Source organism: Paractinoplanes polyasparticus (assembly GCF_019710575.1).
Lineage (GTDB): Bacteria > Actinomycetota > Actinomycetes > Mycobacteriales > Micromonosporaceae > Actinoplanes > Actinoplanes polyasparticus.
In genome coordinates this window covers 16,112-39,269 of record NZ_JAHWFK010000034.1, presented here as the reverse complement: position 1 = coordinate 39,269, position 23,158 = coordinate 16,112, and the positions used below count along the sequence as shown (strand labels likewise).

The 23,158-nt window shown below is 70.3% G+C and carries 23 protein-coding genes; 13 read left to right on the top strand and 10 right to left on the bottom strand.

Features of this window, described 5'->3' with window-relative positions:
• Positions 1–29 precede the first annotated feature (29 nt).
• Together crcB and KXC43_RS30675 are read right to left on the bottom strand one after the other, a co-directional pair.
• Positions 30–383 carry a fluoride efflux transporter CrcB gene (crcB, locus tag KXC43_RS30680; protein WP_221379676.1) on the bottom strand — a complete coding sequence of 118 codons (354 nt, stop codon included), beginning with the start codon at positions 381–383 and terminating at the stop codon, positions 30–32.
• On the bottom strand, positions 380–718 hold the full coding sequence (locus KXC43_RS30675; RefSeq protein WP_308129329.1) for a fluoride efflux transporter FluC: 339 nt from the start codon (positions 716–718) through the stop codon (positions 380–382). Before KXC43_RS30675 ends, crcB begins: the two co-directional genes overlap by 4 nt.
• Before the next feature lie 497 nt (positions 719–1,215).
• Here KXC43_RS30675 and KXC43_RS30670 point away from each other — a divergent pair, with 497 nt between their 5' ends.
• Positions 1,216–3,072 (top strand): class I SAM-dependent methyltransferase, encoded by a 1,857-nt coding sequence (locus tag KXC43_RS30670; protein ID WP_221379675.1) that lies wholly within the window; start codon positions 1,216–1,218, stop codon positions 3,070–3,072.
• Positions 3,073–3,111: 39 nt separating this feature from the next.
• Here KXC43_RS30670 and pseI read toward each other — a convergent pair whose 3' ends face one another.
• A complete protein-coding gene (gene pseI / locus KXC43_RS30665; protein ID WP_221379674.1) occupies positions 3,112–4,140 on the bottom strand; it encodes a pseudaminic acid synthase in 1,029 nt (342 codons plus the stop codon).
• Positions 4,140–4,592 carry a GNAT family N-acetyltransferase gene (locus KXC43_RS30660; protein WP_221379673.1) on the bottom strand — a complete coding sequence of 151 codons (453 nt, stop codon included), beginning with the start codon at positions 4,590–4,592 and terminating at the stop codon, positions 4,140–4,142. Before KXC43_RS30660 ends, pseI begins: the two co-directional genes overlap by 1 nt.
• 237 nt (positions 4,593–4,829) lie before the next feature.
• On the opposite strand from KXC43_RS30660, the gene KXC43_RS30655 reads away from it, so the two are divergent.
• Together KXC43_RS30655 and KXC43_RS30650 are read left to right on the top strand one after the other, a co-directional pair.
• Positions 4,830–6,956: a putative bifunctional diguanylate cyclase/phosphodiesterase gene (locus tag KXC43_RS30655; protein ID WP_255645114.1), complete on the top strand. Its 2,127-nt coding sequence runs from the start codon at positions 4,830–4,832 to the stop codon at positions 6,954–6,956.
• Positions 6,957–6,965: 9 nt separating this feature from the next.
• Positions 6,966–7,421 (top strand): NUDIX hydrolase, encoded by a 456-nt coding sequence (locus tag KXC43_RS30650; protein ID WP_221379672.1) that lies wholly within the window; start codon positions 6,966–6,968, stop codon positions 7,419–7,421.
• Between the two features lie 120 nt (positions 7,422–7,541).
• On the opposite strand, the gene KXC43_RS30645 is transcribed toward KXC43_RS30650, so the two are convergent.
• The 3 genes from KXC43_RS30645 to KXC43_RS30635 all read right to left on the bottom strand — a co-directional run bounded on the left by KXC43_RS30645 (position 7,542) and on the right by KXC43_RS30635 (position 11,043).
• Positions 7,542–7,715, bottom strand: a complete 174-nt coding sequence (locus tag KXC43_RS30645; RefSeq protein WP_221379671.1) for a hypothetical protein — start codon at positions 7,713–7,715, stop codon at positions 7,542–7,544.
• 22 nt (positions 7,716–7,737) lie between these two features.
• Positions 7,738–8,694, bottom strand: coding sequence for a phosphotransferase (locus KXC43_RS30640; protein WP_308129328.1), 957 nt, complete (start codon positions 8,692–8,694; stop codon positions 7,738–7,740).
• A gap of 117 nt (positions 8,695–8,811) precedes the next feature.
• Positions 8,812–11,043, bottom strand: coding sequence for a putative bifunctional diguanylate cyclase/phosphodiesterase (locus tag KXC43_RS30635; protein ID WP_308129327.1), 2,232 nt, complete (start codon positions 11,041–11,043; stop codon positions 8,812–8,814).
• Between the two features lie 263 nt (positions 11,044–11,306).
• On the opposite strand from KXC43_RS30635, the gene KXC43_RS30630 reads away from it, so the two are divergent.
• The 7 genes from KXC43_RS30630 (at position 11,307) to KXC43_RS30595 (ending at position 18,643) form a co-directional block, all read left to right on the top strand.
• Positions 11,307–12,068, top strand: coding sequence for a DeoR/GlpR family DNA-binding transcription regulator (locus tag KXC43_RS30630; protein WP_221379669.1), 762 nt, complete (start codon positions 11,307–11,309; stop codon positions 12,066–12,068).
• A 48-nt stretch (positions 12,069–12,116) separates the two neighbouring features.
• Positions 12,117–13,466 carry an ABC transporter substrate-binding protein gene (locus KXC43_RS30625; RefSeq protein WP_221379668.1) on the top strand — a complete coding sequence of 450 codons (1,350 nt, stop codon included), beginning with the start codon at positions 12,117–12,119 and terminating at the stop codon, positions 13,464–13,466.
• On the top strand, positions 13,467–14,396 hold the full coding sequence (locus tag KXC43_RS30620; protein WP_221379667.1) for a carbohydrate ABC transporter permease: 930 nt from the start codon (positions 13,467–13,469) through the stop codon (positions 14,394–14,396).
• A 92-nt stretch (positions 14,397–14,488) separates the two neighbouring features.
• The gene (locus KXC43_RS30615) at positions 14,489–15,247 is read left to right on the top strand and encodes a carbohydrate ABC transporter permease (protein ID WP_308129326.1); all 759 of its coding nucleotides are present in this window, start codon (positions 14,489–14,491) and stop codon (positions 15,245–15,247) included.
• Positions 15,244–16,233, top strand: coding sequence for a zinc-dependent alcohol dehydrogenase family protein (locus tag KXC43_RS30610; RefSeq protein ID WP_221379665.1), 990 nt, complete (start codon positions 15,244–15,246; stop codon positions 16,231–16,233). The genes KXC43_RS30615 and KXC43_RS30610 overlap by 4 nt, the downstream gene beginning before the upstream one ends.
• Positions 16,234–16,287: 54 nt before the next feature.
• Positions 16,288–17,871 carry an APC family permease gene (locus KXC43_RS30605; RefSeq protein ID WP_308129325.1) on the top strand — a complete coding sequence of 528 codons (1,584 nt, stop codon included), beginning with the start codon at positions 16,288–16,290 and terminating at the stop codon, positions 17,869–17,871.
• Between the two features lie 466 nt (positions 17,872–18,337).
• On the top strand, positions 18,338–18,643 hold the full coding sequence (locus KXC43_RS30595) for a hypothetical protein (protein ID WP_255645113.1): 306 nt from the start codon (positions 18,338–18,340) through the stop codon (positions 18,641–18,643).
• 2 nt (positions 18,644–18,645) lie between these two features.
• Here the strand turns inward: KXC43_RS30595 and KXC43_RS30590 are convergent, their stop codons facing one another.
• On the bottom strand, positions 18,646–19,164 hold the full coding sequence (locus KXC43_RS30590; protein WP_221379663.1) for a hypothetical protein: 519 nt from the start codon (positions 19,162–19,164) through the stop codon (positions 18,646–18,648).
• A 113-nt stretch (positions 19,165–19,277) separates the two neighbouring features.
• On the opposite strand from KXC43_RS30590, the gene KXC43_RS30585 reads away from it, so the two are divergent.
• Positions 19,278–19,727 carry a MarR family winged helix-turn-helix transcriptional regulator gene (locus KXC43_RS30585; RefSeq protein ID WP_308129324.1) on the top strand — a complete coding sequence of 150 codons (450 nt, stop codon included), beginning with the start codon at positions 19,278–19,280 and terminating at the stop codon, positions 19,725–19,727.
• 48 nt (positions 19,728–19,775) lie between these two features.
• Here KXC43_RS30585 and KXC43_RS30580 read toward each other — a convergent pair whose 3' ends face one another.
• Positions 19,776–20,609 carry a helix-turn-helix transcriptional regulator gene (locus KXC43_RS30580; RefSeq protein WP_255645112.1) on the bottom strand — a complete coding sequence of 278 codons (834 nt, stop codon included), beginning with the start codon at positions 20,607–20,609 and terminating at the stop codon, positions 19,776–19,778.
• Between the two features lie 102 nt (positions 20,610–20,711).
• On the opposite strand from KXC43_RS30580, the gene KXC43_RS30575 reads away from it, so the two are divergent.
• Complete coding sequence (locus tag KXC43_RS30575) at positions 20,712–21,542, top strand: oxidoreductase (protein ID WP_221379661.1); 831 nt, start codon at positions 20,712–20,714, stop codon at positions 21,540–21,542.
• A gap of 23 nt (positions 21,543–21,565) precedes the next feature.
• Here KXC43_RS30575 and KXC43_RS30570 read toward each other — a convergent pair whose 3' ends face one another.
• Complete coding sequence (locus KXC43_RS30570; RefSeq protein ID WP_221379660.1) at positions 21,566–22,462, bottom strand: SDR family oxidoreductase; 897 nt, start codon at positions 22,460–22,462, stop codon at positions 21,566–21,568.
• 120 nt (positions 22,463–22,582) lie between these two features.
• Here KXC43_RS30570 and KXC43_RS30565 point away from each other — a divergent pair, with 120 nt between their 5' ends.
• Positions 22,583–23,155 carry a TetR/AcrR family transcriptional regulator gene (locus tag KXC43_RS30565; protein ID WP_221379659.1) on the top strand — a complete coding sequence of 191 codons (573 nt, stop codon included), beginning with the start codon at positions 22,583–22,585 and terminating at the stop codon, positions 23,153–23,155.
• The last annotated feature ends 3 nt before the right edge of the window (positions 23,156–23,158 follow it).

Sequence of the window (23,158 nt, the reverse complement as noted above, 5' to 3'; positions counted from 1 at the left end):
CGTCGATCCTGCCTCCGCCGGGCGAATCCTCAGAGGGTGGAACCGGCCAGGTGACCCAGGGAGGCGGCGCCCAGGCCGACGGTGAGGCTGGCCAGCACGTACGTCAGGGCCCGCGCCCGTTCCCCGTTCTCGACCAGCGTCAGCGCCTCCAGGCTGAAGGTCGAATACGTGGTGAGCGCTCCGCAGAACCCCGTCCCGAGCAGTGCGCCCAGCGCCGGCGGCACGGGCACCCCGATCAGGAAGCCGAGCAGCAGTGACCCCGCCACGTTGACGGCGAACGTGCCGAGCGGGAAAGTTCCGGCCCGGCCGCGCAGGGCCTGGTCGGTCAGGTAGCGCAGCGGCGCGCCGACCGCTGCCCCCAGGGCGACCAGCAGGACCGTCATCGCCGCACCCGCCGGGCGAGGGAGCTGCCGGCCCAGACGGCCAGGAGGGCGCCGGCAACCGTGGCGACCAGATAGGCGAAGCTGATCACGGTCGGTGACACCACGACGTCGGTCATCGCCGTCGAAAACGTCGTGTATCCGCCCAGGAAGCCGGTGGTCAGGAAAAGCCGCAAGCGGCGCGGCGCGGGAACAAGCACCGAAATGCCACCGATCACCAAGCAACCGGACACATTGATCAGCCAGGTGGCCAAGGGAAACCCGCCCTCGGGATGGGGCCAGGCAGTGTTCAGACCGAAGCGGGTCAGGGCGCCGAACATGCCGCCGACGGCGATCACGGTGAGGGTCCGAAGGTTCACTGCATCACGCTACCGGGGCTGTGACCGGGGCGAACGTGGCGGCGTCCGCCCCGGCCGGACTGTCCACAGTAGGCCATGATCTTGGGGAGGCGGCGCGCGTGAACGAAGTTACGGTCGTCATCTCGTGATGTGTGCCACACAGCTTCCTTTCAGGCGTCACCCGGAGCCTCCGGTCGGAGCCGCACTTACCCGCCATTCGGGTACATTTCGCCCGGGCGGCTCGCCGGGATGACCGGGGAACGATTCCCTAACGGTCTGCGCGGAACTTAACCTTGAGTGGTACCTTTCGGCGTCCGACTTCGCGGGTCTTCGAGGACCTGCCGATATCGCGCGCCCGAGTGACACTAGATGGCAGCGCACCAGCAGCCGGCGATGGACGAGGGAATGCAGCACTTCAACAATCACTGCGGTCACGCCCGCCCGCCGGCCCCTCAGCACAAATCGGGTCGGCCAGCTTCCACAGAGAGGGTGAAGTGATGTCGGAGCGCTCCGCTGCCCTGCTTCCCAATCAGGGTACGGACTTCGCTGCTGCGCTTACCGCGCCGCCGGTCAACAACTTGCGGCGCATCGGCGGCGAGATGTTCAACTGGAGCGACCGCGACCCGCAGCGTAGTGAGGCGCTGCCGCGCGGCGCCGCCCTTCGCCACCTGATCGGGCAGTACGCCGGTCCTGGTCGCTCGGTCCTGGTCGCCGGTCCGCACGCCGACGAGGTCGTCGTCGCTCTGGCCGACAGCGGCGCCTCGGTCAGCTGGCTGCTCCGCTCGCTGATCGACGCCGAGGACGCGGCCCGCAACCACTCGCGGGTCACCGTCCTGTCCGGCGCTGCGGTCAAGCTCGACGCCGGTGAGCGGTTCGACCTGGTCGTCGCGGCCGACGGCGTGGAGCGCCTGAACTCGACCGAGGGCGAGCAGATGTCCCCGGCCCGGCTGATCGATCGGCTGGCCGAGGCGGTCCGGCCCGACGGCGTCCTGCTGCTGGTTCACGACAACCACCTGGGCGTGCACCACACCGTCCGGCTCGAGCCGGGCAACCGCGAGCGCCTCGACTCGGACTGGGATGCCCCCGAGGACGAGAACGACCCGCAGCGTCCCGCCTCGCAGGAACAGCTGGCGGCCCGGCTCGCCGAGTCCGGCCTGACGGTCGGCGCCTCGTACGCGGTGTTCCCCGAGCCCGCCGTCCCGACCGTCCTGGTCGGCGAAGGCCTGCTCGGCGTGGTCTCCTCGCCGCTGCGCCCCCAGCTCGGCACCGCGCTGTCCCGCGCCTTCACCGCGGCCTACCGCAACCGTCCCGTGCTCAGCGACCCGCGCCGCCTGGTCAGCCGGTCGCTGCGCGCCGGCGCCGAGGCCACGGTCGCCCCGGCCTGGCTGGTCATCGCCCGGGCCGGTGACGCCGCCGGCATCGACCGCCACGAGCTGCTGGTCGGCGATGCGAGCGGCAGCTTCGCGTACGAGGTCTCGTCGCAGCAGGGTGACGTCCGCACGACCGTTCTCCAGCCGCTCTCCGGCCCACTCGAGCGGGCCGGCCTGCGTCGCGTCAGCGAGCCGTCCACGCCCGGCGCCGAGTCCGGTTACGTGCTGGAAGAGCGCCTGCTGCACCACGCAGCCACCAGTGACCTGCGCGCCCTGCGCTTCGAGCTGGGCCAGTTCGACTCCTGGCTGCGCGGCCAGGCTCAGGACGGCCGGCTGACCGGCCCGGTCGCGCTGGCCGGCCTGGCCGACGTCCTGGTCACCGACCAGGGCCCGGCGCTGCTGCCCACCCGCTGGGAGCCGATCGAGCCGGTGACCGTCGAGCTCGCCGTGGTCCGCGCGATCTGGCAGTTCGCCGTGCAGCTGATCACGTCGGGTCAGCCCCACCCGTGGCAGATCACGTCGAGCGCGGTCGACCTGACCGCGATCATGCTCGGCATGGTGGGCCGGGGTGTCGACGCCGACCGGGTGCGCGCCGCGGTCGAGCTGCACGTCCAGCTCGAGGCGGCCGAGTTCGACCTGAGCCTGGCCGACCAGCACGACCGGCGGCTCCAGCTGCTGGCCGTCACGCCCGGCACGGCCTCGGTCGACGTGCCCGGCTTCCGCGAGCTCACCGAGGCGCTGTGGCGCCAGCGGTACGAGGCGAGCCATCTGCTGGCGATGATGGAGTGGACCGAGCAGATGATCAAGTCGCGCGACCTCGCGGTCAGCAAGATGGACTGGGAGGTCCAGTTCTACAAGAAGACCTGGCCGGGCCGGGTCCTCATGGTGGCCCGCAGCGGCTACCGGGTGATCGTGCGCGACGGCCGCAAGTTCGTCCGCAACCGGCGGGCCCGCAAGGCAGCCGCCAAGCAGCAACAGGTGTGAAAAAAGGGGGCCCCGAGGGGCCCCCTTTTTACTGTCCGGTCAGATCAGTTCCCAGGTCAGCGGCGTGCCCTTGGCGGCGTCGGCCACGAAGGTGCGGCCGAGGACCAGCCCGATGGCGTCCGGCTCGAGCCCGCCGGTCGGGCGGATGGACCGTACGTTCTCGGGCGTGACCTTGTCGCCCGCCTTCACGTCGGCCACGACGTAGAGCGAGCGCCGGAACCGCAGGCCTTCCTTCTCGGCCTCGGTGGGGCCGATGTGCGTGGTGCCCAGCGCCTGCCAGGCCCGCTCCGACTCGATGCGCAGCGCCTTGAGCTCGGCCGGCTCGAGCGAGAAGGCCGAGTCGACGCCGCCGTCCGCGCGGTCCAGCGTCACGTGCTTCTCGATCAGGCAGGCGCCGAACGCGACCGACGCGATCGGCACGCCGATGCCGTGCGTGTGGTCGCTGAGACCGATCGGCAGCTCGAGCATCTGGGCCAGCACCGGGATGCGGCGCAGGTTCGTGTATTCCGGCGGGGCCGGGTAGGAAGCGGTGCAACTCAGCACGGTGATGTCGGTGGCGCCGACGCCCTTGGCCGCCTCGACCGCGGCGGCGATCTCCTTCACCGAGGCCATGCCGGTCGAGATGATGATCGGTTTGCCGGTGCTCGCCGCGAGGCGGATCAGGGGCAGGTCGGTGATCTCCGAGGACGCGATCTTGTAGAGCGAGGCGTCGAGCTTCTCGAGCAACTCGACCGCCGTACGGTCGAACGGGCTGGAGAACGGCGTGATGCCCCGCTCGCGGGCGCGCTCGAAGATCGGCTCGTGCCAGTCCCACGGCGTGTGCGCGCGCTCATAGAGGTCGTACAGATAGGCCTCGGACCACAGCTCGTGGCCCTTGGAGATCTGGAACCGGGGGTGCTTCACGTCCACGGTCATGGTGTCGGCCGTGTACGTCTGGATCTTGATCGCGTCCGCGCCGGCGTCCGCCGCCGCGTCGACCAGCGCGAGCGCCCGGCCGAGAGAGCCGTTGTGGTTACCCGACATCTCGGCGACGATGTACGGCCGCTTCTCGGGCCCGAACTCAGTCATTACTTCCCTCTCTCCGTCCAGACGACAGTCTTCATCTCACCGTCGACGAGTCGTTCGTAGCGCCGCGTCTCCTTGAAGCCGAAGCGCCGGTGCAGGGCGAGCACCTGCTTGTTGTCAGCCAGGGTCTCGCCGCCCAGGGTTTCCAGGCCAAGTGTGCCGAAGGCGTAGTCGACGGCCTCCCTCTCCAGGCGCATCCACGCGAAGAGCAGCTTGTCGCCCAGCCCCGCGGCGTCCAGATAGAAGGACCACGTGTTGCCGTCGAAGATCACCACGCCGGCGGGCGTGCCTGCATCGTCTTCGTAGATCAGCACATCACGCCACCGCTTTTCCCACCACTTCGCATGCTCCTCGGGCTTGATCTCGTGCGTGGTCAGGCTCACGGCACGCACCGACTCGTGGTTGCGCCAGGGCAGGATCAGATCCCGTTCGGCGTAGGTCGCAGGTCGCAGCACAGTGTCAAAGTATGGCCGCCCCGCGAGTGTTTCCGCCGGGGACCTGGGTCACAGCGCAATTCCTCACCCTCGTCCACCACAAGCCGATCGAACGGGAGCACTTTTTCCTCAGGAGGCGGCCGGATGGGCATGGTCTGGACCCGTGGCAGTCGAACACTGCCTGTATCCGCCGTGTTGCTGGCCGCGGTGATCGCCGGCGTGGTCGTCAACGCCGTCCACCCGGTGATCACGTAGGCGTTGCTGTGGCTGCCCGTCGTCGTCGGCGCCGCGGTGCTTGCTGTCGACTGCGTCCGGACCGCCCGCACGGAACACCTTCCCCCGCCGGTACGCCTGTTCTGGAGGCGGATCGCGTGGGTCTGCCTGCCGGTCGGGCTGGGTAACGCCGCTCAGGCCTACCACCTGCTCACGGTGCCCGACCCGGTGCATGCCGGCGTCAGCGTCGGCCAGATCGGCTTCCAGGGCATCGCCGTCGTGCTGGTCATGTACGCCCTGCTCCGCCTACCGTTCGGCCGGCAGACCCGCGGCGAGTTGTTCCGCGTGGTGCTCGACGCGGGCGCAGTGATGCTGGCCTGCGCCGTCTACCTGTGGCACTTCTCCGGCCGGTACGCGCTCGAGGACGGCGATCCTCGGATGCTCTTCACCTCGCTGGCGCTGAGCCTGCTCGCCCTGCTCGCCGTCTTCGCGGTCGCCAAGTTCCTGCTCACCAGCCAGAACCAGATCGAACCGGGCGCCCTGCGGATGATCGGCGTCGCGGTGGCGATCGGTGCGATCGGGCCCACGCTGCGGCCGTTGTTCGCGGCCCTCGACCCCAACCTGTTCCCCGACATGATCGACCTGCCGGCCCTCTTCCTCTGCGCCGTGCTGGCCGGCAGGCGTCAGCGCGCTGCCCGGCCCGGCCCGCGCCGCGGCGTCCAGCCGGTCCGCCGGCGTCCGTTCAGCTTCCTGCCCTATCTGGCCGTCGCCGTCGTCGACGGGCTGCTGATCGCGGTCACGTGGCGGGAGAGCAGCGACCGCCGGATCATCGTGGTCGCCGCCGTGCTGCTGACCGCCGTCGTCGTACTCCGCCAGATCACCGCGTTCCGCGACAACGGCCGGCTGTTGCGCCGCCTCGACCACAACGCCACCCACGACGCGCTCACCCAGCTGCCCAACCGGGTGCTCTTCCACGACCGGCTGCGCCGGGCGTTGGAGAGCCCGGGCGACCGTCCGGTCGCAGTCGCGCTGATCGACCTCGACGACTTCAAAGAGGTCAACGACACCCTGGGGCACGAGGTCGGCGACCAGTTGCTGGTCGCGGTCGCCCAGCGCCTGGCCGGCTGCCTGCGCGTCGAGGACACCGTGGCCCGGCTCGGCGGCGACGAGTTCGTGGTGGTGATCGACGGCGCCGGCCCCGACGCGGCCGACCTGGCCGCCCGCCGCATGATCGATTCCCTGCGGGCGCCGGTGCCGGTCGACGGTCACGAGCTGCCCATCCGGGCGAGCATCGGCATCGCCGACGGCCGTTCCGGCGACGACCCGAGCCTGCTGCTCCGGCAGGCCGACATGGCGATGTACGCGGCCAAGGCGCTCCCCGGCACGGCCGCCCTGCACTACGACGCCGACATGGCCGCCGCCTCGGTCGGGGCCGAACTGCAGGACGCGATCCGCGACGACCAGCTGTTTCTGCTCTTCCAGCCGATCGTGACACTCGACGAGGGCCACCGGGTGCTGGGCGCCGAGGCCCTGGTGCGGTGGAACCACCCGGTGCACGGCACGCTCGCGCCCGACGCGTTCCTGCCGCTCGCCGAACGTACGGGCCTGATCGTGCCCCTCGGCCGCTGGGTGCTGCGCACCTCGCTGCGCCAGCTCGCCGACTGGCCCGCCGGCACCCTCCTCAACATCAACATCTCGTCGCGTGACCTGCGGGAACCGGATCTCGCCACCGCTCTGTCGGCTCTCCTCGACGAGTACGGCGTGGCCGCCACCCAGATCACCCTGGAGATCACCGAGTCGATGCCGGTCGAGCCGGGTGAGTCGTTCACGATGCTCGACGAGCTGCGCGCGCTCGGCGTCAAGCTGGCTCTGGACGACTTCGGCACCGGCAGCTCACCGCTGAGCCTGCTGCACGACGTGCCCCTGGACGAGGTCAAGCTCGACCGCGCGTTCACCCAGGCCGACCCCGACGGCCGCGTGTCGGTCGCCGCGGGCGTGGCCCACCTGGCCGAGGCGTTGAAGCTGCGTGTGGTGGCCGAGGGCGTCGAGACCCCGCAGCAGGCCGAGCGGCTGCGCGAACTGGGATACCGGGCCGCCCAGGGCTACCACTTCGCCCGCCCGATGCCGGCCGCCGACTTCGAGGCCCTGCTGCCGGTCGAGGCCCGCGCCTAGAGTCGGATCATGGAGACCTTCCACCGCCCGGCCGTACGCGTGGTCTGTTTCGACGCCGACGGCCGGGTGCTTCTGATGAACTGGCGCGACCCGCACGACGGCGCCCGTCTCTGGGAACCGCCCGGCGGTGGCATCGAGCCGGGTGAGACCCCGCTCGAGACGGCCCGGCGCGAACTGGCCGAGGAGACGGGCCTCGACCCCGCCCGCATCGGCGACAGTTTCCTCGACGTCTACCGCGAGACCACCTGGAAGGGCCGTCTCTTCGCGGGCAACGAGCAGTTCTTCGCGGCCCGCTACGACACCGCGCGCCCGCCTCTTTCCGGCGCCGGCCTGATGCCGTACGAGGTCGAGGACCTGCTCGGCCACGACTGGGTGAGCCCGGCCGACTTCCCGGCCCTTCCCGACCGCCTCGAGCCACCCGACCTGGCCGAAGTCGTTTCTCTGCTCCAGCCGCGACTGCCTTGAGCGTTTCGCCGGACGAGAGATTGTGCCGGCCAGGATCGCGCGTGAGCCCGGCAAGGTTGTGCCGGCCAGGATCGCTCGTGAGCCCGGCAAGGTTGTTGCATACGGATCAGCGAGAACTGGTCATGCGGCGCTGTCGAGGTGGCTGATGACGCGCTGGAGCACGGCCAGGGCCCCGCGAGCGTCACGCACCTCGTTGGCGCGGCCGGCGTGACGGTCGAGCCAGTCGGCGAGCGCCTCTCGCACGACACCTGACACGCCGGCCGGGTGCCCGGCGGCTTCGGCGGCGGCGATCATCGAGGCGAGCAGGCGGACGGCCCTACTCGAGACAGGCGGTGAGGTAGCGGAGCGAGTCGGACCGGTCGGGGGTGGCGGTGTGGGGGTGACGGAGCTCGGCGGTGTAGATGGCCAGGTCGGCGAGGATCCACCAGAGGCGGTAGAAGGCGATCGCCGGGCGGGAGACGGAGCGGCCGGTTCGATGCTCGTAGGTCTCGAGCAGGCTGTCGTCGGGGGCCGGGGGAGCGCCGATCATGGCGCTGGTCAGCATCCAGAGGTCGCGTTCGGGTGGGGCCACGCGGGCGGTGTCCCAGTCGATCAGCAGTGGGCCGTCGGGCGTGCGGAGGACGTTTCCGGGGTGGGGCTCGCCGTGGGTGACCACCCATTCGGTGGCGGGGGCGACGGATGCGGCCAGCTCGTCGAACTCGTGCAGCCAGGCCGTGATGCGGGCGGCGTGGCGGCTCAGGATCTTGCGGGTCGGCTCGGCGTACGGGCCACCCGTCCACGGGGCGTCCAGGGCGGCCAGCGCCGTCTCCAGATCCTCGCGGCCGGGCAGGCGCAGGTCGGTGCGCAGCGTGATCGAGGGTGGGTCGGTCCGGTGCAGGTCGATCAGCAGGTTCAGGACGTCGTTCCGTTCGGCCGCCGCATGCGGGCCGAAGTCGCCGGCTGTTCCGGGCACCAGGGGATAGACCGACAGGGCGTGCTGCGCGCTCAACGGGCGGGCCGCGTCGCCGTCGCGGTCGGGGACCGGGGCGAGCACAAAGGTGAGGCCGGCTTTCCGTAGCGCGGTTGCCGTGCCCAGTGCCTGCCTGAGGGTGGACAGATCGGCACTTACGTCGACGGTGGCGAACCAGCGCCCGCCACCCTCGTCGTTGACGGCCCAGTGGTAGCCGCCGGCGCCCACCGGGAGGAACTCGATCTCGCGCGGCCGCAGGTTCCAGCCCGCGGCCAGGCCGCGCATCAGGTCATCGTCGCTCAGGCCGTCCGGTCGCTCCCGCACGGCCGCATTCTCGCGCAGATCAGCGTGCAAGGCCCGCCCGAAGGACGCCGGTCAGCGTGCGAGGCCCGCCCGAACGGCGCCGGTCAGCGTGCAGGGCTCGTCCGAAGAAGGTGCGTTTCAGGGGAAGAGCAGGTCGGCGATGGCGGCGCCGGTCAGGGGCTCGGCGAAGTAGTAGCCCTGGCCCAGTTCGCAGTTGCCGCCGGCCAGGGAGGTCAGCTGGCCCGCGTGCTCGATGCCCTCGGCGATCGTCGACAGGTCCAGCGCGCGGCCCAGCTGGATGATGCCGTGGGTGAGCGCGGCCGCGGTGGGCTCGTCCACCACGTCGTCCACGAAGGACTTGTCGATTTTGATGATGTCGACCGGGAACTGGCGCAGGTAGGCCAGCGACGAGTAGCCCGTGCCGAAGTCGTCGATGGCCAGGCGGATGCCGAGAGCCTTGAGCGCGCCCAGGCGTTCCAGCGTGGCTGCGCGGTGGTCGACCAGCAATGACTCCGTCAGCTCCAGCACCAGGCGGTCGGGCGCCAGGCCGGCCGAGTTCAGAGCCGACTCCACCACCTGGACCAGCGCCGCCTGCTCGAGCTGCACGGCCGAGACGTTGACGCTGACCGAGAGCGGCGGGCCCTCGCGGCGGGCGTTCCACTCGGCGACGCGGGTCGTCGCCTCGCGCAGCACCCATTCGCCGATCGGCACGATCATGCCGGTCTCCTCGGCGAGCGGGATGAAGTCCATCGGCGGCACGATGCCGTGCTGGGGGTGCATCCAGCGGATCAGTGCCTCGACACCGCTGATCTCACCGGTCTGCAGGTGCACGATCGGCTGGTAGCGCAGCTCGAACTCGTGCCGCAGGACCGCCCGGCGCAGGTCGGCCTCGAGCGCGATGTGCGCCTGGAACGCCTCCTGCATGGCCGGCTCGAACACCTCGTACCGGTCCTTGCCGTGCTTCTTCGCCTGGTACATCGCGAGGTCGGCGTGGACCATGAGCTCGGCCGCGGCGTGCTGGTCGGGGCCGCTGAACGCGACGCCGATGCTGGAGCTGATGAACGTCTCGGAACCGAGCAGGTCGAACGGCTCGCGCAGCGCGGCCAGGATGCGCTCGGCCACCGGCACGGCCTCGTCCGCGTCGAGGACGCCGGGCAGCAGCACCGCGAACTCGTCGCCGCCCAGGCGCGCGGCGGTGTCGCCGTCGCGCAGGCAGTTCCGGATGCGGTCGGCGACGCCGGTCAGCAGCGCGTCGCCCGCCGCGTGCCCGAGCGAGTCGTTGACGACCTTGAAACGGTCGAGGTCGACGAAGAGCACGGCCCCGCCCAGCCCGGCGTGGCCGAGCGCTTCCTCCATGCGCGTCTGGAACAGCGCGCGGGTGGCCAGACCGGTCAGCGAGTCGAGGAAAGCCTGGCTCATCGCCTCCTGGGTGCGGGCGTCGGTCAGCGCGAGGCTGAGGTGCTCGGCGAACGCCTGCAGGATCTCGCGGGCGGGCTTCTCCCACACCCGGCGGGCGCCGAACGTGCCGACGGTAAGGCTCCCCACGGCCTGCCCGTTGACCCGCACGGGGGCGGCCATGACGGACTCGAGCTGGATGGCGGTCATCGGGGGCAGCGCGATCGGGCACGAGGCGTAGTCCTCGACCGCCACCAGTTCGTCGCCGAGGATCGCCAGGCCGGAGACGCCGCCGGAGGCGACCGGGATGCGCCGGCTCTTGGCCGCCGACCCGGGCGGCACACCGAGCGCGGCGACGGTGCTGCCGAACGTACGGTCGTCGGCGTCCAGCAGGTTGATCGCGACCATGTCGACGCCGAGCAGGTCGCGCAGGGCGACCAGGACCATGTCGAAGATCTGCGGGACGGGCACGCGCCGGCCGATCGCCCGCTGCACGGCAGCCATCTCCTCGAAGACGCGCCGGCCCTGGTCGAGGTAGCCGAGCAGGCGGCCCTTCTCCTCGGCGTAGCGCCGCTCCGACTCGATCATGTGCAGCGACTGGAGGCTGAGCTCGAGCACGCGGGCCAGGCCGCGGAGCAGGCAGACCTCTTCGGCCGTGAACGGCGCGCGGGCCCGGCCGAGGACCAGCACACCGTTGGCCGCGCCGCCGATCGTGGCGTAGGTGGCCGCGTACTGCCCGTGGGGCAGCTCGAGGGTGGTCTGCCGACCGGCGGCGACCTCAGCCAGTGGATGTGCGGGCACCCTGTCGGGCGGCAGGCCGACGGTCGCCACGACGCTGTCTTCGATCATGAGGACGGCGATGTCGGCATCGAGGGCGCGAGCCGCACATTCCACGGCAGCGTGGTGCGCGGCCGGACCCTCGGGGCGGTCCGCGACCGTGGAGAGGAACTCACCGAGCTGATCTGTCGCTAGCACGATTGTCCAGTCGTCCCCGGACGGTCCCACATGAGGGAAACGGGCCCGCCCGAGCTCACACGACCGGTCACGATGTGGTCATGATTTCCCGGGAAACGGTCAGGCGATTCGCGCGCTTGGTCGTAGTTTAGAACGATCTTGATCGACCCCGGAAGCTGGTGAAACGGGCAAGTAAACAACGAAGTCTGTGACCTTGTGATGGAGGCCACAGGTTTCTCCGGTGTTACAAATAGGTCGGTCAACGAGGCGGGAGGTGGCGGCAATTGAATGCGGACGAGCGACAGCATCAGATCGTCGCCCTGGCCCGCCGGCACGGTGAGGTCGAGGTCGCGAAACTCGCGGCCGAACTCGACGTGTCCGCCGAAACCATTCGCCGTGATCTGCGCCTGCTGGAAAAGCACGGCCTGATCCGGCGGACCCACGGCGGGGCCTATCCCGTGGAGACCGCGAAATTCGAGACCGACCTCGCCATGCGGACCATTCGCGGGGTGCCCGAGAAGCGGCGGATCGCGGCGGCCGCGGCCGGCCTCATCGGGGACGCGGAAACGATCTTCATCGACGAGGGCTTCACGCCTCAGCTGATCGCCGAGGCGCTGCCGGCCGACCGGCCGCTCACCGTCGTGACCGCGTCGCTCAACACCGCGGCCTGGATGGCCGCCAACTCGCCGGCCACCGTTCTGCTGCTCGGGGGCCGTGTGCGGGGACGCACGCTGGCCACCGTCGACCACTGGGCGGCGGCCATGGTCTCCGGCTTCGTGATCGACCTGGCCTTCATCGGGGCCAACGGGATCTCACGGGAGGTCGGCCTCACCACACCGGACCCGGCCGTCGCGGACGTGAAGGCACGTGCGGTGGCGGCCGCCCGCCGCCGGGTCTTCGTCGGCATTCACACAAAATTCGGCGTTCGCACATTCTGCCGATTCGCCGAGATATCTGATTTCGAGTCACTGGTCACGGACACCGCACTGCCGGTTTCCGAGGCGAACCGCTATTCCCGGCTAGGACCGCAAGTCATCCGGGTCTGAGATTCACCACTCCCCACTCGCCGTTTTAGATAAAACGGAGGTTCCACCATGTCCAAAAAACTAGCTGTGGTCGTGGCCGGGCTGCTGGCCTTCACGGCCGGCTGTTCGGGCGCCGGCTCGACCACCAGCGGCGGCGGCGACTCGGCCGACAACACGATCACCGCGCTGATGGTCGGCAACCCGCAGATGGAGGACATCCAGAAGCTGACCGCCGAGCACTTCACGAAGCAGACCGGGATCACTGTGAAGTTCACGATCCTCCCGGAGAACGAACTGCGGGACAAAGTTACCCAGGACGTTGCCAACCAGGGCGGACAGTACGACGTGGCCACGGTCGGCGCGTACGAGGTGCCGATCTGGGCCAAGAACGGCTGGCTGCACGAGGTGTCGACGCAGGCTCAGGCCGACTCCGCGTACGACGTGAACGACCTGATCAAGCCGATGGTGTCGTCGCTGAGCGGCGAGGACGGCAAGCTCTACGCGGCGCCGTTCTACGGCGAGTCGTCGTTCCTCATGTACAACAAGGAGCTCTTCGACGCCAAGGGCCTCAAGATGCCCGAGAAGCCCACCTGGGCCCAGGTGGCCGACTTCGCCGCCAAGCTCGACGACAAGGGCAAGGGCGTCTCCGGCATCTGCCTGCGCGGCCTGCCCGGCTGGGGTGAGCTGTTCGCGCCGCTGACCACGGTCGTCAACACGTACGGCGGCACCTGGTTCGACAAGGACTGGAACGCGCAGGTCAACTCGCCGGAGTTCAAGGAAGCCACGAACTTCTACGTCAACCTGCTCAAGCAGCACGGTCAGCCCGGCGCCCCGCAGTCCGGCTTCACCGAGTGCCTCAACACGTTCGGCCAGGGCAAGGCAGCCATGTGGTACGACGCCACGTCGGCCGCCGGCACGCTGGAGGACCCCAACGCCAGCAAGGTCGCCGGCAAGGTCGGCTACGCGTACGCCCCGGTGAACAAGACGGAGTACTCGGGCTGGCTGTGGACGTGGGCGTGGGCCATGCCCAAGACCACCAAGAAGGCCGACGCCGCCTGGAAGTTCATGTCGTGGGCGACCAGCAAGGATTACGAGAAGCTGGTCGGTGAGCAGCTCGGCTGGTCGCGGGTGCCGTCCGGCAAGCGAACCTCGACGTACTCGATCCCGGAGTACAAGGAGTCGGCCAAGGCGTTCGCCGACGTCACGCTCGGTTCGATCGAGCACGCCGACCCGACCAACCCGGGTGTGCAGCCCCGGCCCGCGCTGGGCGTGCAGTTCGTCGGCATCCCCGAGTTCGCAGACCTCGGCACCAAGGTGTCGCAGGAGGTCAGCGCGGCCATCGCCGGCAGCAACACGGTCGACAAGGCGCTGGCCGACGGCCAGAAGCAGGCCGAAGACGTGGCGAAGAAGTACAAGTAAGTGACCACTACGGTCGCCCGGCCGGGCAGGCGCGCCCAGGCGCCTGTCCGGCCCCCCAAGGGCGGAGCCAAAGACCGCTGGGTACGCCGGGCGCCGTTGCTGCCCGCGCTGATCTTCGCCATCGTCATCACCCAGGTGCCGTTCCTCTACACGATCTATCTCTCCACGCTGAGCTGGAACGCGCTGCGCCCCGGGGACAAGCCGTTCGTCGGGTTCGACAACTACGTCACCGTCCTGACCGATTCGCGGCTGCGGTCGGCCCTGGTCAACACCGTGGTGCTCACGGCGGGCGCGGTGATCTTCTCGCTCGTCCTCGGCCTGGTGTTCGCGCTGCTGCTGGACCGTAAGTTCTTCGGCCGCGGCATCGTCCGGACCCTGCTCATCACGCCGTTCCTGGTGATGCCGATCGCCGCGGCGCTGCTCTGGAAGCACGCCCTCTTCAACCCGACCTACGGGCTGATCAACGGCATCTTCGGCGGCTCGACCGACTGGGTCTCGTCGTACCCGAAGGCCGCCGTGATCACCACCCTGGTCTGGCAGTGGACGCCGTTCATGATGCTGATCCTGCTGGCCGGTCTGCAGTCGCAGTCGCACGAGGTGCTCGAGGCGGCCCGCGTCGACGGCGCGAACGCGTGGCAGATCTTCCGCCGGATGACCCTGCCCCACCTGCGCCAATACCTGGAGTTGGGCGCGCTGCTGGGTTCGATCTACCTGGTCAACACGTTCGACGCGATCTTCAGCATCACTCAGGGCGGGCCGGGCACCGCGACGACCAACCTGCCGTACGAGATCTATCTGACGATGTTCCGCAAGTTCGAGTACGGCGAGGCCTCCGCGGCCGGCGTCATCGTGGTGATCCTGACGATCATCGTCGCGACGTTCGCGCTGCGGGTCATCTCCAGCCTGTTCAAGATGGAGGAGAACCGATGAGGGCGCTGAGCACGCCCGCGGCGGAAAACAGAAGTAAAAAACGGGGGTTCCAAAACTCCCTATGGGGCGTCGCCGCCTGGATCGCCGGGATCGTGTTCGTCTTCCCGGTGATCTGGATGGTGCTCACCAGCTTCAAGCAGGAGAACGCGGCCGCGACCAACCCGCCGTCCTGGTTCTTCGCGCCCACCCTGGCCCAGTACGGCCAGGTCTTCGACCGCAACATCACGCCGTTCCTGCTCAACTCGCTGATGGCCAGCGTCTTCTCGACGCTCCTGGTCGTGCTGCTGGCGACCCCGGCTGCGTACGCCCTGTCGTTGCGTCCCGTGGCCAAGTGGAGCGACTCGCTCTTCTTCTTCATCAGCACCAAGATGATGCCGGTCGTCGCCGCCTTCCTGCCCGTCTATCTGCTGGTCAAGCACCTCGGCATGCTCGACAACATCTGGACGATGGTCATCCTCTACACGAGCATGAACCTGCCGCTCGCGGTCTGGATGATGCGCTCGTTCCTGCTCGAGGTGCCGCGCGAGGTGCTGGAGGCGGGCGAGGTGGACGGGGCCGGGCTGCTCACCTCGATCCGCAAGATCATCCTGCCCATCGTCAGCCCCGGTCTGGCCGCCACGGCGCTGATCTGCTTCATCTTCGCCTGGAACGAGTTCTTCCTGGCCGTGAACCTGACCGCCACGAACTCCGGCACGTCGCCGATCTTCCTGGTCGGGTTCATCTCGTCCGAGGGCGCCTTCCTGGCCCGGCTGTGCGCGGCCGCGACGATCGTGTCGCTGCCGGTGCTCATCGCCGGCTGGGTGGCCCAGAACAAGCTCGTCCGCGGCCTCTCGATGGGAGCCGTCAAGTGAGGGCAGCCGTCGTCGTCACGCCCGGAACGATCGCGATCGAGGAGGTGCCGGACCCGGCTCCGGGCCCGACCGACGTGGTGGTCAAGCCGGCCGCCGTCGGTATCTGCGGCACCGACCTGCACATCATGGACGGCGAGTTCGCCCCGTCGTTCCCGATCGTGCCCGGTCACGAGTTCGCCGGCGAGATCGTCGCGGTCGGCTCGGCGGTCACCGGCTACGCGGTCGGCGACCAGGTCGCGGTCGATCCGTCGCTGTACTGCGGCTACTGCTATTACTGCAAGCGGGCGCGGGGCAACCAGTGCGAGAACTGGGCGGCGATCGGGGTGACGGTCAGCGGCGGCGCCGCCGAGTTCGTGGCGGCGCCGATGGCGAACCTGTTCAAGCTGCCGAGCCACCTCGCCGCCAGGGATGCGGCGCTGATCGAGCCGCTCTCGTGCGCGGTCCGCGGCTTCGACGTGCTGCCGCGGGCGATGGCCACCTCGTACCTCATCTACGGCTCGGGGACGATGGGGCTGATGATGCTGGAGCTGGCCAAGCGGGCCGGGGCCGAGTCGGTGTCCATGGTGGACCTCAACCCGGCCCGGCTCGAGACGGCCGAGCGGCTGGGCTGTTCGGCCGCGACCACCTCGGCCGCCGAGCTGGACGCCCCGCGGGGCTTCGACGTGGTCATCGACTGCACGGGCGCCGAGGCGGCGATCCGGGATGGTTTGTCCCGGGTGGGGCGCGGTGGCACGTTTCTCCAGTTCGGAGTGTCGAGCTATGACGCCCGGGTCGCGATCGAGCCGTACGACATCTATCGGCGCGAGATCACGATCACCGGCTCGATGGCGGTGCTGCACAGCTTCGACCGCGCCGGGCAGCTGCTCGCGGCCGGGGTGCTCGACCCGTCGATCTTCGTGAGTCACCGCTTTCCGCTGGCCGACTACGCGCAGGCGCTCGACCAGTTCCGGGCCGGGGTCGGGAGGAAGATCCTCATTGAGCCGTGAGTGAAACCTTACGGCCAGTTGTCAGGCAGTCACTCTTCAGGATCAAATAGACGGGTGGGTACGCCCGAGGAGTCACCGCACACCCTCGCACCCGGCCGTCTCGGCGCGGCCGCTGTCACGTTCTTCGCGCTGGCCGTGACGGCGCCCATCGCCGTTCTCATCACCGTGGTGCCCGCCGCCTACGCCACCGGCGGCGGGCCTCTGGTTCCGCTGAGCTTCCTGGCCCTCGGCGTCGTCCTCGTCGTGTTCGCACCCGGCTACGCCGCCATGGCCAACCGTGCGCCCTTCGCCGGTGCGATGTACGCGTATGTCGCTCGTGGCCTGGGCCGGCCGGCCGGAATCGGTTCAGCCTGGCTCGCCCTCGCGTCCTACCAGGCGATTCAACTCGGCCTCTACGGTCTGGTGGGCGCCGCCGCGGCTCCCCTGCTACGCAGCTGGTTCGGTGTGGGCGCCGAGTGGTGGATGGTCGCCGCCGGCTGCTGGCTGCTGGTGGCGCTCTGCGGCACGATCCGGGTCGAGATCGTCGGCGGTCTGATCGCGCTGATCGTGCTGGCCGAGATCGCGGTGGCGGCCGGCTTCGCGACGGCCAATGTGCTCGATCCGGGCGCCGGCGGGCTCACCGTCGGCAGCATCCTCCCACCGGGGCCGGGGATCGACCGGTCCGCGCTCGGTCTGTTGCTCGCGGTGGGCGTGCTCGCCTTCGCCGGCTTCGAGACCACCGGGGCGTACGCCGAGGAATCGATCCGCCCCCGGCGGGACTCCGGCCTGGCCACCTACGCGACCGTCGTCGTCTTCGCCCTCCTGCTGGCCGGCGCCTCGTGGTCGCTGAGCGCGGCCGCCGGCGCCGGCCGGATCACCGGGCTGGCCCGCACCCGCGGCTCCGAGCTGCTGTTCGACCTGGCTGCCGCCCGGCTCGCGCCCTGGGCCGTCACGCTGGGCCGATTGATGCTGCTCACCGGGCTGCTCGCGGCGATCCTGGGTCTGCACTGCGCGATGTCGCGCTACCTGTTCGCGCTCGGCCGGGAACGCGTTCTGCCGGCCGGGCTGGGTCGCACCTCCCGCCGCACCCTGGCTCCTCGCGGCGCCTCACTGACCCAGTCCGCCGTCGCCGCGCTGCTGCTGGCCGGGGCGGTCGCGGTCGAAGTGGCTGACGCGCCGCTGACCGGTCGCCGTCTGATGATCGCGGGCGGCGCCGGCATCCTGGTGCTGCTGATCCTGACGTCGGTGGCCGCGCTGCTGCACCTCAACCGGGTGCCGAACGGCGAGGGCGCGTTCACCCGTTTCGCCGCGCCGGTGCTGGCCAGCGTCGCCCTGGGCGCGCTGGGCTACCTCGTGCTCCGCGACCTCGCCGCGCTGTTCGGCGTGCCCGGCGGCTCGCCGCTGCGCTGGATAGTGCCGGTCGCGCTGGCTGCCGCGTTCCTGCTCGGGGTGGCGCACGCGCTGACCGTGCGCGGCGCCCGGCCGGTGATCTACGCGGGCATCGGGCAGGGCGGCGTTCCGGTGGTTGTCACCCCGGCGGCTCCACGACCCGAGACCTCGGCCGAGGAGCGACCTGCGGCCGAGGAACGGCCCTCGGTCAAGGATCGGCGCCCCGCCAAAGAGCCGGGCGCCCACCGGCCCGAGCGAGTGCAAAGCTGATGCGCGCGCCGGATCCGACCCCCGAACGGGAACGGATCCGTGCGCTGGGGATGGACCCCATGTTGCTCAGATCGGTTCTGGCGCCTGAGCGGGAGCGGATCCGCGCGCTGGGCATGGACCCTGCTACCGGTCGCTACCGGCACAACGAGGCGGTGACGGCTGTCCGTATCGAGGTCGAGCTGGGCGTGCGCCTGACCCGGGCCGCTCCCGGGTGCCGGGCCGACTGGTTCGACCAGCGCGGACGCTCGTACGACGCGGTGGGCCCGTTCGCGGCCCACCGGTTCGAACGGCAGTGGGCGCGCTTCTCGCAGCAGATCGTGCTGCATCTGAAGAAGGCGGACCTGGTGCCGGTGGACGTCTCACTGTTCACCGCCGACCAGGTGGCAAAGGTGGAAAAGTTCGTGACGGAGCAGGGCTTGGCACCGCGGGTCTTCATCCTGGGACGGCGACAATGGCGGCTCTCATCATGGTTCGACCCGGCCGGGACTGGCAGGCGACGGGCGGGCTCTTCGAATGGACGCTGGAATATCTCATCCCGCGTCTCGACGACCGGAAGACCGCCGACCGGCTCCGCCTGGTCGTCGCGGAGAACCTCGGCAGCCTGTGGATACCCGACCTGCCCGATGCGGGCCGCGAACAGATCTACGCGCTGCTGCGCTCGGACCTGGTCGCGGCCGCCCGCCGCGAGCTGCCGGAGGGCCCGGCCAAGAGCGACGCGCTCACCCAGCTCCGCGAGCTGGTCGCACTCACCTGGGTCGAGGGCCCGTCCTAGAACTAGGCGAAGAACTCCTGGATCTGGGTGAGGGTCAGGTAGCCCTGCACCTCGGGCTCGTGCGTGGGCTCGGGCAGGCGCTTGGCGGTGACCGGCACGTCCGGGACGTCGCGGGGGACGCACGGCAGGGGTGGGCTGGGCGGCAGCGCGGGCAGCGTGAGGGCCTGGCGGATCACCTCGAACATCGCGCGCACCTCGTCGGCGGCGGTGCGTTCGGCCGAGGCCGTGCCGGTGGGCAGGGCGCAGGTGAAGTTGGCCTGAAGGCGGTCCTCGAGGCGGCGGATGTCGGCGCTGGGCCGCAGGTGGTCGAGCCGCCCCTCGGCGACGATGCCCAGCTCGCAGGAGCTGAGGCCGGACTGCTGCCACCACGATCGCCAGCGGGGGTCGGCGTCGAGAGCGAGGGCGACATGCTGCAGGGCGACCACGTACTCGCGCGGGGCGTGGCCGCCGCGGGTGGTGGTGCCCAGGTGCGGGTGCAGCCAGGAGTCGCTGTCCGCGGCGTCCGAGCTGTGGTCGACCATTTCTGCATGGTGACATTTCGGTCGCCCCTAGGTCTGCTGGACGGCCCGCACGTACGGGCGAATTCTGCGTACATAAGTCAGCGATATAAATTGGGGTTGTGCAGCCTGCCACCGTGACCACGGATCCGACCATGCCCGCCGAGGATGCGGCTGTCGCCGCCGGTTTCGAGCGCTTCTACGAGACGCTCCGCCGGTTGACACCGCGCGGCCCGCTGAGCCTGACCGCCGCCTCGACGCTGCGCCGCCTCGAGCGTTCCGGCCCGCACCGCCTGTGTGAGCTCTACGCGCCCGAGGGGATCAGCCAGCCGGCCATGACGCAGCTGGTTACCCGCCTCGAGAAGGAGGGGCTGGCCGAGCGGACGAGCGACCCCAGCGACGGGCGGGCCGTGGTTGTGAGCATCACCGAGGCCGGTCGCGAGGCTGTGTCGCACCGCCGCCGGGTGCGTGCCGAGGCGCTGTCCGAACTGCTTCAGGGCCTCACTCCCGAGCAGTACGAGGCGGTCGTCGCCGCCCTGCCGGCGCTGGAGCGGCTCAGCGACCTTGCCACCGAGCAGGCCTCCTAGCGGAGTGCGGCCGAGTCGCAGGGTCGCGCCCGGCCGGCACTGAGGCGCCTACGAAGCGGGGGACATCTTCTGGAGGCCGATCGTGGCCAGCAGGTCGAGCTTGCCGCGCGCGTCCGTGCCCGGTCGCGCGGTGCTCACCACCATCCGCAGGTCCGTGCCCTGGGTGGTCAGAACGTTGGAGTCGATCGGAATGTCGCCGACCTCGGGGTGCTCCACGGTCTTGCTCGCGGTTTCGTGCTCGGCCACCGCGCGCAAATCCCACAGCCGTCGGAACCGATCGATGCGCACCAGCCGGGCCACCAGAGCGGCCAGGCCGGGATCGTTCGGATACCGGCCGGTGGTCGCGCGTAGGTCGGCCACCAGGGAGTTCTCGAACTCGGCGCGCTCGGCCGCGGTCTGGCGGATCCACGAGAAGCGCCCTTCGAACTGGCCGATCAGCGCGCTGCGTTCCGCCTCGGGCTGCCGTGTCGGATCACCGAACGTGGCCGCGAACAGCCGGTTCCAATGCAGCAGTTGCCAGGTCGCGTCGTAGACCGCGACCGGGTTGTCCTTCAGCTGATCCACTATCCGGTGCAGGCTGCCGGGGATCAGGCGCGGCACCCGTCCCGGATCGGCGGCGTGCCCGGCCAGGCGCATCAGATGCGCCTGCTCGTCGTCCGACAGCTGCAGCGCGCGGCCCAGCGCCGCACAGACCTGGGCCGACGGGGTGGTCGCCTTGCCCTGCTCCAGCCGGACCACGTATTCGACCGAGATGCCGGCCAGCATCGCCAGCTCCGACCGCCGCAACCCCGCCACCCGCCGAGGCGAATGGTGCGCGAGTCCCAGCGCCGCCGGATCCAGCCTGTCCCGCCAGGCCCGCAGCGCCGCACCGAGTTGACTCATGCCCACCATGGTCCTCCGGCCCGCCCGTCCTTGGGTGGTACGGCCTGTACCAGCACCTTCGTTGGCTCCCGTCGCCGCCGTCGCGGCGGCACGCTCGAAGCCATGAATGACACCGTCACGCTCGCCGACGACCTGACCCTGACCCGCATCGGTTTCGGTGCCATGCAACTCGCCGGGCCCAACGCCTTCGGCCCGCCGCGCGACCGCGCCACGGCGGTCCGGGTGTTGCGCGAGGCCGTCGACCTGGGCGTCACGCACCTGGACACCAGCGACTACTACGGGCCTTTCGTGACCAACGAGATCATCAGGGAGGCGCTGCACCCGTACCCGCCGGATCTTCGGATCGTCACCAAGGTCGGCTTCCGCCGGGGACCCGGCGGAAGCTGGGACCCCGCCCCGGACGACCTGCGCGCCCAGGTCGAATCGAACCTCGAGCACCTCGGCCTGGACGCTCTCGACGCAGTCAACCTGCGCGTCGAAGGCCCCGGCGCGCTGGCCGGGAGCTTCGCCGAATTGGCCGGCCTGCGGACGGAGGGCCTGATCCGGCACCTCGGCCTCTCCAACGTCACCGCCGAGCAGGTCGCCGAGGCCCGGGCCATTGCCCCCGTCGTCTTCGTGCAGAACATGTACAACCTGGTTCTGCGGACGGACGACGCCCTGGTGGACAGCCTGGCCGCGGACGGCATCGGCTATGTGCCGTTCTTTCCCTTGGGCGGTTGGAGCCCGCTGCAGTCCACCGTTCTCGACGAGGTGGCGGCGTCGGTGGGGGCGACCCCGCAGCAGACTGCGCTGGCCTGGCTGTTGCAGCGCAGCCCCACCATGCTTCCGATCCCGGGCACGTCCTCCGTCGCCCATCTCCGCGAGAACGTGGCCGCTGCGGACCTCTCCCTGCCCCCGTCCGCTGTCGCCCGTCTCGATGCCCTGGCCGGCTGATCCCGGACGCTTCCGGGTCGCGCCTACGAGGCGGGGTGGCCGGCCAAGAAGGCGGACACGCCCATGTCGGCACTGACGGCTCGGGCGGTTTCGGCGGCCTGGGTGTTGAGCGCCTGGACGGCGTCGAGCTGCGCGGCCGGGGCGACGACGGTGCGGAGCGGGCGCTCACCGTCCGGGGTCTCGACCAGGGCGACGATGGCGTCCGAGACGGCGGTCGGGTCGCCGGGGGTCTGCGTCTGGCGCTCAGTGAGCTCGGCGACAAAACGGCCGAAACCTTCGCCGTACGCCCCGAAGCGCGCCGAATCGGCCGGCAGCACGGCATTCGTGCCGATGTTGGTGGGGTACGGAGCCGCGTCGACGATGACCGCCTCGACCCCGAACGGCGCCAGCTCGTGGTGCCACGCCTCGGTCAGGCTCCCGAGGGCGGCCTTGCTGGCGGCATACAGCCCCGAGTAGGGAATGGTGATCCGGCTGGAGATCGAACCGACCTGGATGAGGACGCCGTGTCCCTGCTCCCGCAGCCGCGGCAGCGCCGCCCGGGCCACGCGCAGCGCGCCGAAGACGTTCACATCGAACTGACGCTGAGCCTCCTCGGCGGTGAAGGCCTCGACCGGGCCCGGGAAGATCCCGCCGGCGTTGTTCACCACCGCGTCCAAGCGGCCGGCCGCGCTGGTGACGGAGTCGATCGCGTGGTCGGCGGAGTCCTGATCGGTCACGTCGAGCTCGACGACGTGCAGATCGAGCTGCTCGGCCGAGGCGAGTGCGGCCAGCTCGGCGGCGGCCTTGGCGTTGCGGCCGGGCGTGTCGCGCAGAGCGGCGTAGACCTGGTGGCCGCGCCGGGCCAGCGCTTCCACGGTCAGACGGCCGAAACCGGAACTCGCGCCGGTGACCAGCACGACGCGGCGAATGTCCTCGCTCATGGTCTTCTCCCTGTCTCAAAAAACGGGGTGGCGCCCCGCTTGCCTGTCGTACGATATGGGGGGCCGCCCCACTTGGTAAAGACGAAGTGGGGTACCCCACCACTTTTGGAGGATGGCGGCGTGGCACTCGTGAAGCCGAAGCGGGCGGACGCACGGCGCAACTTCGACCAGATCGTGGCCGCTGCCGAGACCGAGATCGCCCGCCATGGCGCTGAGGCATCGCTCGAGGAGATCGCCCGGCGTGCGGGCGTGGGTTCGGCCACCCTGCACCGGCACTTTCCGTCGCGGCAGGCGTTGCTGGAGGCGGTGTTCCACGATCGCGTCGAGGTGCTGTGCGCGCAGGCGCGCGAGCTGGCCGGGCACCCCGATCCGGGCGCCGCGCTCGGTGGGTGGCTACGTGCCGTCGCGCGCTACGGGGCGACCACGCGGGGTCTGGCCCGGTCGCTGCTGGACGGGGGTCGCGCGGCCGAACCGCCGCGGGACAGCACCTGCGAAACGATGCTGGTGGACGCGGGCGGCGAGCTTCTGCGGCTCGCGCACGCCGCCGGCAGCGTGCGACCCGACGCGTCGATCGTCGATCTGCTGACGCTGGTGAACGCCATCTCGCTCGCCACCGAGGGCGGCGCCGACGCGGCCGCCGAGGCCACCCGGCTGACCGATCTCGCACTGGAGGGCGTGCGCCCGCGATCCTGAGAA